A 15612-nucleotide genomic window follows, 5' to 3' on the forward strand; every position below is an offset into this window, starting at 1 on the left:
AAAATTTGCAGGTGATCAGTTCATATTCCTGAAATAGTTGCGGGTCTTTTCCCACTCCGTATATAATGTGGCATAGTATTCCGTTTCCTGCGGGGATACCACTTCTATCCGCTCATCCATTGCTGCGTTTACCTGCAATGCTTCATTGCAGATCAGGGCGCCGCCAACAGCGGATGATTGCTGAAACTCATGCCGCATCTGCACCTTCTTCCCGGTGAGGTTGGCGATGAGCTGCCGCAGCACCCGGCTTTGCAAACCGCCGCCGCAACCCCAGATATAATCGGGATCGTGACCGGCTACCGCCGCCAGTACGCGATAGTTCTTTACGATGGAGCAGGCAATATCCAGCATGGTAGCCCAAACAAATGATCCGCGGGTAAGCAGGTGAGATACGGGCGCATGAAATATAAAGCCGCCCCTGGTAAGCGATACCTCTTCATCCGCCAGCAGGGAACCAAGGGAGGCCATGCAAAGGTTATGCGGGTTTTCTTCCAGCTCTTTCTCGATCACCTCATAGCCTTCATTGGGATAGAAGATCTCTTTCAGGCGCTGGTAGTTCAATCCTGTTACACCGGCGTTCGCTTCAAATACAAAGCGGCCCTGCGCAATATCGCGACTGGTCCAGGTACGTTCTTCCTCATCCAGTGTATAGGTGTCTGTTAGCTTAACGATGGGGGTGGTAGTACCGGATACGATCACCATATCATTCACGGCAGGACGCGTACTCCTGATGGCCAGCTGTGTATCGCCGCCGCCAACAATGATCTTTGTATCTGCAGGAATGCCCAGCTGCTGTGCTACCGGGGGAAGAATATCGCCCAGCACTGTGGCGGATGCCGCGAGTGCAGGGAGAATGGCCGTATCTACGCCAAATACTTTACAGAGGGCGGGCGACCATTGCTGTTGGGACACGTTATACAATAAAGTCTCTGAAGCCTGGGAATGCTCATAGCGTGCAAGGCCGCTGAGCTTATACTCTACCCAGTTGCTGATGCTGAGAAAAGTGCTCAGCTGCTCCCAGATCTCCGGCCTGCGTTCGCGGATGCCCACCAGCTTCAGTGCTGAGAATAATGATGTGGGATAGCGGCCCGTGCTTTGGTACATGCTGCTCTTATCCGTGATGATCGCTTCCCATTCCCGTCCGCGGTGATCAATATTCGGCAAACCGATCAGCGATCCGCCTTTGGCATCGATCAGCACAATACCTTCGCGCTGGCTGGTGGCGGTAATAGCCTTTACAGTGTCAGCGGGCACCTGTGACAGCACCGACTTTGCCAGGCCCAATACCTGCTGCCATAGCTGATCCGGATCAAAGTACAGCGCATCAGGATAGCGCGGGTCTTTTACGTAGCTGATGTCTTCACGGGCAACAGCAAGTACCTTACCATCTGCTGATACGGCGGCTACCCGTACGTTGCCGGTGCCAATATCTACAATAATATAGGTGGCGGATACGCTCATTGAATAGGTGCTTTAAGAATTTCTTTATTGGCCAGTTCGGCAATCTGCTTATTGCCTTTGGCGTACCATTGTAACAATGCCCTGTTCATGATCTCCACGTGATGGTCTTCTACTTCGAAGGTGGCGCCCGCAATGTGCGGCGTGGCAATAACGTGGGGGAGATCAATGATGCGGTAGTCCAGCGCATCCGGCGGTTCATTGTCGAACACATCCAGCACGGCCCCGCGGATAGCGCGACTCTCCAGCACTTCCAGCAGGTCTTCCCGCTTTACAACGGAAGCCCGGGCAGTATTAACAAAAATGGCATCTTTTTTCATCTTTTTCAATAAAGCTCCGTTGATCATGCCTTTGGTCTCTGCGGTTACGGGCAGGTGGATGGAAACTATGTCTGCGCCGGAGAACACTTCTTCCAGGCTGCATTGCTGATAGCCCTTATCATAGTCTGCCACATATGGATCGTAAAACAGGATATTGCAGGGGTAAGGTTTGAGCAGGCGGGCTATCAGCTGACCGATAGCGCCAAAGCCTACCATACCGATAGTTTTACCTGCCAGCTCATTGCCTTTGAAATGCAGGTAAGAATCATGGGCGCCTTCCTGCCACTGGCGGCCTTTGAGCCAGCCGATACCGGGAATGGTGTTGCGCAGCAGCATGATCACATTAGAAATGAACATCTCGGCTACCGCCTGCGCATTACGGGCAGGCGTAAAAAATACCGGGATGCCCAGTTCCGTGGCTACAGGCACCGCCACATTGGAAGGAGTGCCGCGACATACACCGATGAATTGCAATCCCGGTACGGCGCGTATAACGTTGGCCGTTACATGGTCGTGCTCAGTGATCAGGGCATCTGCATGGGAAGACTGCAGCAGCTGCAGTATTTCCTGTTCGTTGTACGCCCTGCCATTAGGTTTCCAGGACCGATAAATAATTGTTCCGAATTGCTGCTCTAACGCTTTCAGACCGCTCTCATGATACGGCGCTGTGATCAATACTCGCATGTGATAGATTTATGTTTGTCTTTGCATTATCAGGCAGGGTAATGAAGCGCGTAAGAAACGCGCTGATGGCGTAAAGGATGGCCAAAATCCAGATCACACCGGCTTCTCCCACCATACCAATAAAGAGGCCTACAATAGCAGGGCCCACAAATACAGGCAGCCCTGCACCCAGGTTCAGGATGGCCATCGCAGCGCCTTTATCTTTCTTCACCAGCGAAGGCACCAGCGCAGACAAGGGTACATAGCCCGCCAGGAAAGCACCCCAGAGTACCCCGGCCGTCATCGTCATCCAGAAACTGTTTTCCCAGATCTGTGGCGCGTAATAAAAGAGCAGCGTAGTAACTGCACATCCCATACCGCCAAACCACATCACGGTGTTGCGCCATCCCAGCCGGTCGCCTACAAAACCGAAGATGAGGTTGAAGGCGATATTGGCCGTAAAGATGGTGCCCCAGATCTGCAGCCACTGCGAAGTATCAAAACCATGACGGGCCATATACATGGGCAGGAATACCGGGAAGGCAAATTGCGCAGTGGTGTTGATGATCCGCACAATACCACCCAGTAATACCTTGGGTTCTTCTTTTACGATGGTGAGCCCTTTAATGAGCTCTTCCACCTTTGATTGTGCGGGCGCTGTTCCTTTAACAGATCCCTTGTTCAATACCAGTGCAAAGAATGCGCCCAGCAGGGCCCAGAAGAGCGATGTCCACAGCGTATTGAGATGACCAAAACGCTGTATGGCCCAGCTGGAATAGTAAGCGCCCAATACATTCAGTCCGCCCGTGAACACAAACCAGAACCACCCTACGGCACGGCCCAGCTGATGTTTGGGACTGCTGTAGGCAATCCATACCAGGAAGGAATACGCAAACAGCGGATAACCGAAACCGCGCAATGCATACGTAAGCAACATTACCGGGAAATTCAGCTCAGGCATACCAAAGCCCACAAAGCCGATGGTACCTGCTATGTATAGCAGCAGACCGCCCAGCATCGTGCGTTTTACGCCGTAGCCTTCTGCCAGCACGCCTGAAAACCAGGCGGAGATAGCGATGGTGATCCCATAGGCAGTGAACAGCGTAGCTGACTGCTGTACGCTCATACCGTGATCTACCAGGTAGGGACTCAGCCAGCCCTGTTCAATGCCATCGCCCATCATGAAGATCATGATACCGATGTATCCCCACAGCAGCTGCTGCGGGATGCCCGCTTTATCAAAGATGGCGGGCGTAAACGTGGAGGTGTTGGTACTTGACATGAATGTATCAGTTGTTTGTTATCATGTATCTTAATTAGCCCAGCCCGGATTCTGTTCCAGGTTGCTATTCAGGATGATCTCGTTATAAGGAATGGGGTAGAAATACTTATAGTCTTCATACTTACGCTGCAGGTTGCTGAACAGTATTAGATTACCGCTGGTACCGCCGCTCAGTTTATACTGCACATTATCGATCAGGAAGTAGTATACACCCGGCACTTTGGTAGCGGGAATACTTTCCACAAAAGACACATCCATCTTACCGTCTTCATTCAGGTCTATCAGCGTATTGAGCGCAGGTACATACATGCCGTCGTACTGGTTTTCCAGCAGCTTGCCCGCACGCCAGCGTTTAAGGTCATCATAGCGGAAGCCTTCGAGCGACAGCTCTACGCCCCTTTCGCGGCGGATCTCCAGCAGTACCGGGTTGGTAATATCAGGATAATAGTTCTGCTGCAGATAGGTATCTGCCGTTACAGGGTAAGGCGTGTTGGTAATGCCCGCGCGTTTGCGCAGTAATGCAATGGTAGCGTCCCAGTCTGCAGGGGTGAAAGTACCTCTTTCTGCTTTTGCTTCTGCAAAGTTCAGCAGCACTTCTGCATAGCGGATGATGGGCAGTGAGTTAAAGTTCTCTGCAACGCCGTCGGTAGCTTTGGAGTCTACGGTAAGCTTGATAGGCATATAACCACTGTAGGTGTAGGTAAAGTCTGGCGGGGCGATGGCGCCATCCCTTGTATAGTTGCCCATACGGATGGATTGCTTCAGGCGCAGATCGCGGTCTTTTACTTCTTCATTGAAAGGTATATTGTTATAGCCCGCTTGTGCGGTGAACGGTGTACCATCTGTTTTCAGGTAGGTGTTGATGAACTTCTTGATGAAGCTGAAACGGCCGCCATAGGTGGCGCTGGTCCAGTACCAGTTGGCATCGTTGAATACGCGGAGGCTTTTACTGTTTACGGCAGCCAGCAGCACTTCTGTGGTGTTGGGCACTTCCAGCGTGAAGAGATCACGGTAGTTCTTATCAGCCGCGCCGGTTGTCAGCAATTTATACTGGTTGCTTTTTATCAGGTCGTCTGCCGCCTTGATGGATTCATCCAGCCATTTATCGGCAGTAGCGCCCAGGCCCAGTTGCGTTTGGTATTTGCGGAAAGTGCCTTCAAACAGGCAAACACGGGATTTGAAAGCGAGGGCTACCCAGCGGGTTACGGTGGAAGCGTCTTTGTCTTTAACGCTGCGGAGATTGGCGCAGGCAAAGTCAAGATCTGCCAGTACGCTGTCCATCACCAGGGTGCGCGGATCGCGGGGCTTGAATAATTCCGGATCGTTTACATCGAGGGCTTTGTTGTACCAGGGCACATCGCCAAAGCGCTTTATTTTGTCGAAGTAGAACCAGGCGCGAAAAAAACGCGCCAAGCCAAGGTAGTGGTTCATAGCTTCTGCTGTTATCTTTGCCTGGGTGGCATGCTCCAGGAAATAGTTCACTTTTCGCAGGGCGCCCCAGCTCCAGCCCGTGGCCTGGGTGGCGCCGAAGCTGCCGTAGATGTAGGTAGAAGGCGTTCTGCCCACCAGGTAATCGCTAAGATCATCTCCCCGCACGATATCGTTACCATCGGGTAGGTCCAGGTAGAAGGAATTGGCGTACAGTTGCAGGTCCTTCTCGGTGTTGAAGGCATTCTCTGGCGATAGCTTATCCACCGGCTTCAGGTCCAGGTTATGATCACAGGCCGTGAGCATAACTGTTGCGATGAGTATATATAAAAGACGTTGCATGTTCATTTTATTTAAATGTGACATTGATCCCAAACGTATATGTTTTCAGCATGGGGTAGCTCATACCATTTCCTGCGCCGGAAGCCAGTTCAGGGTCGGCGCCTTCAATCACTTCAGGGTCCATTGTTTTAATATGCTTATACATAGGGCTCCATACCCAGAGGTTCTGCCCGCTGAGGTAGATACGCATGTTAGACATACCAGCCCTTGAGATCAGGCGTGCAGGCAGGTTGTAACCCAGGCTCAGGTTTTTGAGCCGGATATAGGCCACATTCTGCAGGTATTTGGTTTGCGGCACGGTGAGCTCTGCGCGGGAGTTGAGCGCCGTATAGCCACGCAGGCGGGGGAAGTAGGCATCCGGGTTCTGTTCAGACCACATATTGCTGATCACGTCTTCCGGCTGCCAGCTGTAAGGGCGGTTATAGGGTCCCCAGATCAGGGAGTTATCTGTACCGGGCCAGAAGTCACGTTTGCCCACACCCTGCAGGAAGAGAGACAGAAACAAACCTTTCCACTCCATGTTGGAATTGAAGCCGTAGGTATAGCGCGGTGAGGTGTTACCGATCACCCGGCGGTCGCCGGGGTTAGACAAAGAGCCTGCGCCTTCATCGATCTTACCATCGCCATTGAGGTCTGCGAATTTAATATCGCCGGGCAGCGGTTTGTTAAGGGCCGATACGCGGACAAAGCTCTGATCGATGCCGCGGGTATCTATTTCATGCTGGTCTTTATAATATCCTTCCGTTACAAAGCCCCAGATGTCGCCCACCTTCATACCGGCGTAATAGGTATTGATGAGGCCCAGCGGGTTGTTATACCGGGTGATGGTGCTTTGGTTGTCTGACAGCACAAAGCGGAGATCGTAGCTGAAAGCGTTGCGACCCTGCGGTTTGTTGCGCCACCCGATAGAGAGCTCCCAGCCTTTTGTATCAAGGTCTGCATAGTTGCCTTTAGGTTCTGACGCACCAAATACGCCGGGTAGTGGCAACCCTTCGGTGAACATGTCTTTGGTTTTGCGGGTGTACCAGTCGAATGTAGTAGTGAGGCGATCATCCAGGAACACCATGTCTGCACCCAGGTTCAGGGTAGTAGCCTTTTCCCAGGTGAGACCGGCGGGAATTACGTTGGGATGTTGTGTATAGTCAGGACGAATACCGTTAATGATGCGGGCTGCCTGGCTCACGCCCATCGACTCCAGGAACTGGTAAGGATTGACATTACCATTACCCAGCGTACCGTAGGATGCGCGCAGCTTCAGATCAGAGAATACCTTGTAGGGCAGTGTCCAGAACTTTTCTTTAGACACCCGCCAGCCTGCGGAGGCGGAGGGGAAGAAACCCCATTGCTGGTGCTGGGGGAACTTGGAAGTACCGTCATAACGGCCATTCACCTCCAGCAGGTAGCGTTCATCAAATACATAGTTGAGGCGGAAGAAGCCGCCGATGGTCCGCCACTCATTACCGCCGCCACGTAAGGTAAAGTTAAGGCCGTTGGTGAGCGAGAAATCAGGCAGTTCATTGTTGATGATGCCATCGCGCTGTATATACCTGCTGGTGAGTTTAGAGTTCTCGTAGTTATAACCCACCATCCCTTTAAAGTAATGTTTGCCGATGGTTTGCTCGTAGTCTGCATAGAGGTTGGCGGCCAGGTAATTGGTCTTATCATCATCCTCATTCAGCTTACTTTCGCCGCGTTCCAGCATAGCCCCCGGCTTTTTACTGTAGGGAACGGGTGTGTATATACGTTTTTCCACATCATTAAGGCGCCAGAAGGTAAAGTCGCCATTCAGGTGGATCCTGTTCTTAAACAGGCCTGCGGTAAAGCGGGATGTATTGCGGATCTGCATCCTGCTCAGTTCTGACTGGTTATTACCGCTGATGAAGCTACCGAATACGATGGATGCATTCTCTGTGAGTGTGCCATCAGGATTGCGCAGCATGGCGATGGGAAAAGCTTCGTCTGATATCCTTCTCCACACAGGCGTGTTGCCGGGATGGTTAAGGATAGGATAGAAATAATTGGATTGTGTAAAGCTCAGGTCATTTTCGATCTTTAACCAGGGGAAGGCCTGTACAGAGCCACGTGCCCGCAGGTTATACGTTTTAAAGTTATCAGGATTGTAACGGAAGATACCTTGCTGCGACATATACCTGCCGGAGAGATAGTAGCCTACATTTTTACTGCTGCCGGACACGCTGAGGTTATGCTCCATGGAAGGGTTGTTGTCTGCATAGAGTTCTTTCAGCCAGTCGGTATTGCCGTAGTATACATAATCGCCGGTAGCGGGATTGATGTCTGTTTTAGGTAAGCTGGGATCATCATTGCGGCGTTTCAGCTCATCCAGGTAATCGAGCGAGAAGGGGAACACGGAGTTCACTTTCTGCGCGTGTGAGGTGTAGTCGTTCCAGGAGGCGAAAGCGTCGTCAAAGGTTTTAGCCCACTGGTAACCGTTGGTGACCATCTTTGGTTTGATGGTGCGCTCATTCAGGGAGAAGTTGCCCGAGTAGTTGACCACTGTTTTATCCTTTGCAGGACTTTTGGTAGTGATCAGGATCACGCCAAAGGTACCGCGGGCGCCGTAGATAGCGGCAGCAGCGGCATCTTTCAGTACGGTAACACTGGCAATATCGTTCGGGTTCACCAGGTTGGGATCACCGGGAACGCCATCTATTAATATGAGGGCACTGCCGCCTGCACCGATAGACGTTGTACCGCGTACGTTATACTCAGCTCCCCTGGTGGGCTTACCATCTGTCATACGGATATTCAGGTTGGGTATAACACCCTGGAGGCCGCGGGTAACATTGGTAAGTGGGCGGTTCTCAAACACCTCGCCGCCTACCTGGTCTACCGCGCCTGTAAGGTTTACTTTTTTCTGGGTACCGTAGCCTACTACTACGATATCGTCCAGGTTACGGGCGCTGGATTTCAGCTGCATGTTAATGGTACTGCGTTCGCCTACGGGCGTTTCTGCTTCGGCGAAGCCTACAAAAGAAAATACAAGGATGGCATCGTTACCGGATACGGTAAGCTGGTATTGTCCATTTGTGCCGGTGACGGTACCGCTGGAAGTGCCTTTCACCCTGATGTTCACGCCAATGAGTTGTTCCCCCTTATCATTGGTTACCAATCCCCGCACGGTGCGCTGCGTTTGTCCGAACAATGCGGACGGCAGTATAAGCAGCAGTAGTCCCAGCACGTGCCTGAGGCACATGTTAGTGCAGCTATGATTGTTCATGTTTTACTGGTTTGTTGTGTGTGTTTTTCTGATCGTATTTAAGGTATGATAGAACTTCAGTCAGGGCCTGTGTACATCAGGGCCTCCGGCTGTTATTCATATCAGTCGTGGAATCCATACAGTACTAATTGAACTACTTTAAAGCGTCAGTGCAAACGTAGAATTTTAAGTTTATTAAAGTTAATTAAATTAAAGTTAAGTAATTGTTTTAATAAAAGTAAAGTTTTTTAAATAATTTTTCTTTCACATTGACAACCTGGCTGCACTCCGCTTTTAAAGGTTTTTCACCGCTACGACAAGCTGGCTGGTGGGGACTTGCGTAGAATACTTCCCTTTTCTGCCTATAAAAGTTTTATATTTGATGAAAGTTTTTTTAACAAAAATAAGACCCGGGTTTGCTTTATGAATATTACAGACAGGCATCAGCTTATTTTACAGAAGCTGCAGGAGAACGGAAGAGTAGATATACAGGAGTTGAGTGACTCTTTGCAGGTATCGGGCGTAACCATCCGGAAAGACCTGAAGCTGCTGGAGGAAAAGAAACTGCTGTTCCGTACCAAAGGGGGCGGCTCTACTCAAAACCCATATACGATTGAAAAGCCGATCAATGAAAAGGAGTCCGTTAAAACGGAGGAAAAGAAGAAGATAGCGAAAGCGGCAATGAACCTGATCGGCATGAATGACTCTATTATCATCGGCTCGGGCACTACCACCTTTGAGCTGGCGCGCGCCTTATATCCTTCCAAACATATTACAGTGATCACCCCTGCCCTGAAAGTGGCGCTGGAACTCTGCAACCGCCCGCATGTGGATGTATTGCAGATAGGCGGGCTCATTCACCAGAACTCTTCTTCTGCGGCGGGTTCTTTTGCAGAAAGACTGCTGGATGATATTTCCTGCGGGGTATTATTTATCGGGGTGGATGGAATTGATCCTGAATTCGGGTTATCTATTTCCAACCTGGCGGAGGCCAGTCTGATCATGAAAATGATCACCCTTGCACAAACGGTGGTGGTAATGGCCGACAGTTCCAAGTTTGACCGCAGGGGCATTGGCCGTATCTGCAGCCTGGAACAGGTGGATTATATCATTACAGACAACCTGGTATCGCTAGACACTGTAAAAATGGTAACCGACCGTGGTGTAAAGGTGATCATTTCTGAATAGCTATTAAAAGTACCATCTTACTCCTGCAGAGACATCGAGCCTGGTAAGGTTCTCCCGCTGGTTGTTATCCAGCTCTACATCCCTTTCGCCATTAGCATCTCTATACTTCACATTACTGATTGAACCGCCGATGAGGCCCAGGTTGGCACCGATGCCAAAATGCGGGGTGATCATATAATCCAGGCCTACGTCAAATCCCGCGCCTGCTGTTCCACCGGTAATCTGCGCCTCGTCTACCAACACTGCATTATCCACATAACGCAGGTAACCAATAGAAGCGCCGGCCAGCAGTACAAGTTTGTTATCAGCGAAGGGGAACCTGGCGTAAAACTCCGGGGCAAAGTAGTGAATGTTGATCTTGTCTCTCATTAAGCCGGTCTTCGTTTCCCCGTCAATGGTAGTAACGGTTACATTGGCTATCTCATTCCTAGTATTAAAATAGGCATACTTCAGTCCGGCGCCATAGTTCTTCGTAAAGAAGAAAGCGCCGTCTGCACCTGCATGAAAGCCTGACCTCAGGCCATTGATATAATCCTTCAGGAAAGCATCTCCCACGTCTGCCGTTTTTGCGATACGGTAGCTCCATCCACCCTGGAGGGAGACCCGGAACCGGGGAAGATCATCATTTTTGTGCTGGGCATACACAGAGGTAACACTGCTGAGCAGGATAAAGGCGGCGATACAAATTTGTTTCATGTTATTATTGGTTTTATAGGGACATACGCTTGTGCTGTACTTATCTTGCGCGCAGCCACGGGGCCGGGTTTCAACAATTTACCTGCTACGGCCGCCAAAGATAGATAATTAAGTTTTACCCGCAACCCGACGTTTATCCAGGCTGGCTGCTTTACTATGTTATAACATAGTACGCAGCAATTCGGCAAACTATATTTATTTTAGATGCCGGATCTCTTTAAATTCCACAATTACAAAACCAGAATATTTATGCAATACAGAACATTTGGCAGAACCGGCTGGAAAGTAAGTGAAGTAGGCTATGGTATGTGGGGAATGGCCGGCTGGACAGGCTCGGAAGAAAAGGAAGTGAACGATGCGCTGGACAGGTCCATCGAATTAGGCTGCAACTTTTTTGACACCGCCTGGGGATACGGCAAAGGCCTTAGTGAGCAGATACTGAATAACACTATTAAACGGCACCCCGGTAAACGCTTATACGTAGCTACCAAAATACCGCCCAGGAACTTTACCTGGCCTTCTAAACCGCATTTCAAGCTGGAAGAGGTATTCCCGGCCGCACATATCGTGGAATACACGGAAAAGAGCCTGAAAAACCTGGGACTTGAAACAATTGACCTACAGCAGTTCCATGTGTGGGAAGACAGCTGGGCCCAGCTGGATGAATGGAAGGAAGCCATTACCAAATTAACGAAAGAAGGCAAGGTACAGTCCTGGGGTATCAGCGTGAACCGCTGGGAACCGGATAACTGCCTGGAAACCTTAAAGACCGGCCTGATAGACGGCGTACAGGTGATCTACAACATCTTTGACCAGAATCCGGAAGACCGCCTGCTGCCGCTGTGCCGTGAAAAGAACATCGGGGTGATAGCCCGGGTACCTTTTGATGAAGGCACACTAACGGGTACGTTAACAAAGGAAACCACCTTCCCTAAAGATGACTGGAGAGCTACTTACTTTGTTCCGGAAAACCTCAACGCCAGCGTGGATCATGCAGATGCGCTGAAACCGCTGATCCCTGCAGGAATGACCATGGCAGAAATGGCCATACGTTTCATCCTCAGCAATCCTGACATTACCACTACCATACCCGGCATGAGGCGGATAAAAAATGTGGAGTCAAATATGCACTGCAGCGATGGTAAAGGCCTGTCTGCTGCGCTGCTGAAAGAACTGAAAGGACATCGCTGGGACAGAACACCTACTAAATGGTCGCAATAAGAAAACAGCATTAAACAGAAAAGCCGCAAATGATCTTCGCGGCTTTTTTATTTCCTACCTGCTATTGTTTCAGCATTTCGCGTGTTAACACCTGCACTACCAGTGTATCGTGACGGTTAATGCCACCATCAGCGTCCAGTTCGGAGATCACTGCGCTGTTTAACTGCATGATGCCCTGTGTAGAACTGTAAGTGGAAGAATTAACCATTCCAAGGGGACCAGCCACCATTTCGTCTACCGATACATAGGCCACCACGTAGGGAATGAAATATTTTCCATCCGTTACCATTATGGGAGTTAGTTCACGGTACTTACAGGGTGTGCTGTAAAAATCAGGGCACACCGTTCTGGGACTATGCTGCGGTATAAGACTGATCAGGCGTTTGGCTTTGCCGTCACCAACGGGCTGGCTTACTGCAGAATCCATTTCAGCGATCAGCAGCCCGGAGGCAGACCTTTCTATGATCTCTGCATCCCGGAAACCCAGTTGGATCTTATTGCCTTCCTTGAAAAGCATGGAGAAGGCACTGAAATTATCGCCCTGTATGGGAGACACAAAGCTAAACATGTCTTCGATGTTCCTGCGTTTCAGGTATTCGCTGATCCTGTGCTGATCCCTGATGGTGTCCGTTCCCGTATACATCACCGGTCGCAATGCCCTGAGCGTGGTCGCGGGGGAATAGTGCCCAGTGCCGTCGTCGCCACTAGGTTGTTGACCGTCATGATCCTTTTTACAGGACAGGGTAAACAAACAAAAAAAGGCGGCCACAAACAAAGCGGGCATGGCGGGTGTTGTTCTCATATATTTTTTATAGGTTTATTGGATAAAGGAAGCGCGAAGATATATTTTCTTCGCGCTCTTTATTATCGTATACTTATCGTATTTGCGGTGAGGGGGGTTAGTAGGTGTATTGCCGTTCAAAGCGCCTTTCACGTTTCTTCCTGGGTTTAGCGGCGCCTTTGGTCTCTACCTTGTAGATCACTTCATCTGTACAGTTGCCAGCAGCATCGTATACATATTCTGTTTCGTAAACATCCCTGGCTCCATTGGATGGTTTACCGGTCCATTTTACCACATCGCCATGATCATTATAAACAACGCCTTCTTCCGGATAAGAGCGGGCATTCTTCAGGCTTATCTTCATGGTATCTGTTGAAAGCCGGTTGCCATCATTATCAAAAGCAGCTATCACAACACTGTTGCGGTCATATAAATAAGTGGCCGTCTCTTTTCCGATTACATTCTTTTGTCCGTCTGTTAAAGATAGTGCAACAGGATGCCCTTTTTCATTATTCGTGATCTTAGAGATCAGCATGGTGGCTCCATTAGCGTCCATGTCTGTTACACCGGTCAGAAAATGGCTGGCATCATAGCTGTAGATAGTTGTTTCCCTGCCATACCCCGTTTTGCCCCATCTTTCAAAGGTCCTTTCCAGGCAGCGGCGGTGAACAGTATCATTTTTGTGTGTTAACCTGGCGGTACGGTTGCCATTTTCATCAAAACGTTCTTCTGTCAGCAACATGCCTGCATCATCAAAAATCCTGATGGATTTTTCTGTTCGCTGATCTGTTGCACTGTAGAAGGTTTTTGTTTCAACAATCTTTTTAGGCCGTTTTGCATGGTATCCGGTTTCTTCGTTTAATTGCAGGGCACTGTAAATGTTCTGCCCATGGGCTGCACCTGCTGCGCATACGAGCAGGAATAATGGAATAGTTTTATTCATAGGTAATTAGAAAATGGGCCGCAAGGTACGGAAAAAACCCACTATCTCCTTATTACCGGAAATTGTGATATTCTTAAGTTACTGCATCCGTAGGGTATCAGTACAATTTCCTCTTCCTCTTTTGCCGCTTCCAGCTGGTAAGTGTAGCTGAAAGGGATAGGTCCGGCCATCTCGTTATACAGCCCCCAGGAAGGGATACGTTTAGCTTTTGTTCTGATAATCAACGGTGCATTTTCCGGGGTCCATGGATAAGCGGCTACCGCATCTTTCTTTTCCACCTGGAAATTTTCTGTCAGTTTACTTTCCGGCATTTCCATCAGGCCGTAATTCCAGGGTGTGGTGGGATATATTTCCTGGTAACTATCGCCATAGTCAACGGGATCCTTATCATTCTTCACCAGTTTTGAGTGCTCTCCTATCTTCAGGGCATAGGTAAGCGGTCCGCGCTCCACCGATACGGAGTTTTCATACCAGCTGTTACGGAAGATGTGCATGGGCAAAGTGAGCTCCACTACATCGCCGGACTGCCACTCACGGCTGATTTTAATGATGGCGCCGCCCGCTGCCTCCTGCGTTACTTTACCGTTCACTTTTACAGTACCCTTTTTACACCAGGCGGGAATGCGGAGATGAAACGGGAAAGCAGCCTTTTTATCTGCGCTGAGTGTGAAGCGGATGCTTTCTTCAAAGGGATAATTGGTCTCTTCTTTTAAAGAAACGGCAACGCCGTTGGCAACCGTTGCTTTTACTTCGCTGGGAGCATACACCAGGGCTGCCAGTCCTTTATCTGCCGTGGTATACCAGAGGTTCTGCGTGAATTTAGGCCAACCCTGGTGCATGTTGGAAGTACAGCAGGGATAGCCGGTAAGCAGGCCGTAACATACATCTGTACCGTGATGATTCACATCGAAATTGCGCATATGCCTGGTCAGCATTACCTGGTTGGCCTGCTGAAAATACTGCCGGGCGGTAAAATCATCATTGGCCTGTGTGGGGAGCGCGTTAAAAGCGATCTTCTCCAGCTGATCTGCATAGGCAACATCGCCGGTGATCTCCAGTATACTTTCCAGGCTGTACATCATTTCAACAGCAGAGCAGAATTCTGAACCCTGGGTAGGATTGTTACCGTGCAAGGCTTCATCGCCGCCATAAAGGCCGTGGGCCATGCCGTTGAATTTCCGCAGGTCTGCGAAACCTTTTTTAAGCGCATCCAGGTACTTCTTTTCAGGGTGATGCTGATAATAGACAGCCGGCTCTTTCATGCCCTGTGCCAGGTTGACGCAGTGAATACTGCCTGGTGATGCAAGCAGGTCTGTATTTAAGAAAGCGTTGGTAAAATCAAAGGATTGCTGGTGCAACAGATCACCCAGCTGTAACAGGAAAGGTTCACGGGTAATGTTGTACAGCCAGTACACCACCAGCAGGTTATCGCCTGCACGGTAGCGCGCCCAGAATGTCCAGTGATCCAGGGGTTTGGCAGGCAGCGTTTTCAGCTGGTAACGGAAATAGTTGCTCATGAGGGTGATGACCCGTTTGTCACTGGTAGCGGAATAATATTGCTGCAGCACTTTCAGCATCACCATCTTGGGCCACCAGTCGCGGCTGTTATCGCGCTGCAGGCCCGGTTCAGGACCATAATCCTCAGAAGGGCCAAAATAACCGTCGGGTTGCTGGCTGTTGATGGACCACTCTACCCAGGGCTTTACCTTGGCAATCAGGGCTTCATCCTGCAGGATATAGGCCAGTGGCAGCAAGCCGTCTATCCAGTAAGGGCCACGCTCCCATTGATCTCCATCGCCGCCTAACCAGCCATTACGGTGGTTCATAACCAGGGGGTATAGTTCATCGAGGTGGCCGGTGGCGCCGTTCTTCTGGCGGATGAGCATTTCGCGCAACCAGCCCTGTGGCTGAATGGCGCCTAAGGCAAGCTGGCTATAAGGGTTCTGATGCTGCGATGGAAGCGCAGCTGTTTTATTTCTTTGAGCGGTAAGATGAATGGCAAAGCAGAGCAGGAGCGCCGTGAGCACAGATAGTTTCTTCATGGAATTTTAACATAATGATGAGACAAGATAG

11 protein-coding genes are annotated in these 15612 nt (G+C 50.1%); 2 read left to right on the plus strand and 9 right to left on the minus strand.

Annotated elements, in window-relative coordinates; translation table 11 throughout:
• Nucleotides 1-15 precede the first annotated feature (15 nt).
• From Q0577_RS10375 to Q0577_RS10395, 5 genes are read right to left on the minus strand one after another with little or no spacing between them, the layout of a single operon-like run.
• The gene (locus tag Q0577_RS10375) at nt 16-1461 is read right to left on the minus strand and encodes an FGGY family carbohydrate kinase (RefSeq protein ID WP_298735717.1); all 1446 of its coding nucleotides are present in this window, start codon (nt 1459-1461) and stop codon (nt 16-18) included.
• Entirely contained in the window at nt 1458-2462 is a 1005-nt protein-coding gene (locus tag Q0577_RS10380; protein WP_298735718.1) for a 2-hydroxyacid dehydrogenase, read from the minus strand. The genes Q0577_RS10375 and Q0577_RS10380 overlap by 4 nt, the downstream gene beginning before the upstream one ends.
• Nucleotides 2431-3723 carry an MFS transporter gene (locus tag Q0577_RS10385; RefSeq protein WP_298735721.1) on the minus strand — a complete coding sequence of 431 codons (1293 nt, stop codon included), beginning with the start codon at nt 3721-3723 and terminating at the stop codon, nt 2431-2433. The genes Q0577_RS10380 and Q0577_RS10385 overlap by 32 nt, the downstream gene beginning before the upstream one ends.
• Nucleotides 3724-3753: 30 nt before the next feature.
• Entirely contained in the window at nt 3754-5493 is a 1740-nt protein-coding gene (locus Q0577_RS10390; RefSeq protein WP_298735723.1) for a RagB/SusD family nutrient uptake outer membrane protein, read from the minus strand.
• 7 nt (nt 5494-5500) lie between these two features.
• On the minus strand, nt 5501-8731 hold the full coding sequence (locus tag Q0577_RS10395) for a TonB-dependent receptor (protein WP_298735725.1): 3231 nt from the start codon (nt 8729-8731) through the stop codon (nt 5501-5503).
• A gap of 402 nt (nt 8732-9133) precedes the next feature.
• Between Q0577_RS10395 and Q0577_RS10400 the strand changes: the two genes are divergently transcribed.
• Nucleotides 9134-9898, plus strand: coding sequence for a DeoR/GlpR family DNA-binding transcription regulator (locus Q0577_RS10400; protein WP_298735727.1), 765 nt, complete (start codon nt 9134-9136; stop codon nt 9896-9898).
• Between the two features lie 3 nt (nt 9899-9901).
• Here Q0577_RS10400 and Q0577_RS10405 read toward each other — a convergent pair whose 3' ends face one another.
• Nucleotides 9902-10594, minus strand: coding sequence for an outer membrane beta-barrel protein (locus Q0577_RS10405; RefSeq protein ID WP_298735729.1), 693 nt, complete (start codon nt 10592-10594; stop codon nt 9902-9904).
• Nucleotides 10595-10843: 249 nt separating this feature from the next.
• On the opposite strand from Q0577_RS10405, the gene Q0577_RS10410 reads away from it, so the two are divergent.
• On the plus strand, nt 10844-11815 hold the full coding sequence (locus Q0577_RS10410; RefSeq protein WP_298735731.1) for an aldo/keto reductase: 972 nt from the start codon (nt 10844-10846) through the stop codon (nt 11813-11815).
• 61 nt (nt 11816-11876) lie between these two features.
• Here Q0577_RS10410 and Q0577_RS10415 read toward each other — a convergent pair whose 3' ends face one another.
• The 3 genes from Q0577_RS10415 to Q0577_RS10425 all read right to left on the minus strand — a co-directional run bounded on the left by Q0577_RS10415 (nt 11877) and on the right by Q0577_RS10425 (nt 15581).
• Nucleotides 11877-12617, minus strand: a complete 741-nt coding sequence (locus Q0577_RS10415; protein WP_298735733.1) for a hypothetical protein — start codon at nt 12615-12617, stop codon at nt 11877-11879.
• Nucleotides 12618-12714: 97 nt separating this feature from the next.
• Nucleotides 12715-13539, minus strand: a complete 825-nt coding sequence (locus tag Q0577_RS10420; RefSeq protein WP_298735736.1) for a hypothetical protein — start codon at nt 13537-13539, stop codon at nt 12715-12717.
• Between the two features lie 41 nt (nt 13540-13580).
• On the minus strand, nt 13581-15581 hold the full coding sequence (locus tag Q0577_RS10425) for a beta-L-arabinofuranosidase domain-containing protein (protein ID WP_298735738.1): 2001 nt from the start codon (nt 15579-15581) through the stop codon (nt 13581-13583).
• Between the last annotated feature and the right edge of the window lie 31 nt (nt 15582-15612).

It is taken from the genome of uncultured Chitinophaga sp. (assembly GCF_937898475.1).
In the GTDB taxonomy this organism is placed as follows: Bacteria; Bacteroidota; Bacteroidia; order Chitinophagales; family Chitinophagaceae; genus Chitinophaga.

What these genes read in the sequence shown, in the direction of transcription:
- Q0577_RS10395 (WP_298735725.1), bottom strand. Translation starts at nt 8,731, where the DNA reads ATGAACAATCATAGCTGCACTAACATGTGCCTCAGGCACGTGCTGGGA.
- Q0577_RS10405 (WP_298735729.1), bottom strand. Translation starts at nt 10,594, where the DNA reads ATGAAACAAATTTGTATCGCCGCCTTTATCCTGCTCAGCAGTGTTACC.
- Q0577_RS10400 (WP_298735727.1), top strand. Translation starts at nt 9,134, where the DNA reads ATGAATATTACAGACAGGCATCAGCTTATTTTACAGAAGCTGCAGGAG.
- Q0577_RS10375 (WP_298735717.1), bottom strand. Translation starts at nt 1,461, where the DNA reads ATGAGCGTATCCGCCACCTATATTATTGTAGATATTGGCACCGGCAAC.
- Q0577_RS10385 (WP_298735721.1), bottom strand. Translation starts at nt 3,723, where the DNA reads ATGTCAAGTACCAACACCTCCACGTTTACGCCCGCCATCTTTGATAAA.
- Q0577_RS10420 (WP_298735736.1), bottom strand. Translation starts at nt 13,539, where the DNA reads ATGAATAAAACTATTCCATTATTCCTGCTCGTATGCGCAGCAGGTGCA.
- Q0577_RS10380 (WP_298735718.1), bottom strand. Translation starts at nt 2,462, where the DNA reads ATGCGAGTATTGATCACAGCGCCGTATCATGAGAGCGGTCTGAAAGCG.
- Q0577_RS10390 (WP_298735723.1), bottom strand. Translation starts at nt 5,493, where the DNA reads ATGCAACGTCTTTTATATATACTCATCGCAACAGTTATGCTCACGGCC.
- Q0577_RS10415 (WP_298735733.1), bottom strand. Translation starts at nt 12,617, where the DNA reads ATGAGAACAACACCCGCCATGCCCGCTTTGTTTGTGGCCGCCTTTTTT.
- Q0577_RS10410 (WP_298735731.1), top strand. Translation starts at nt 10,844, where the DNA reads ATGCAATACAGAACATTTGGCAGAACCGGCTGGAAAGTAAGTGAAGTA.
- Q0577_RS10425 (WP_298735738.1), bottom strand. Translation starts at nt 15,581, where the DNA reads ATGAAGAAACTATCTGTGCTCACGGCGCTCCTGCTCTGCTTTGCCATT.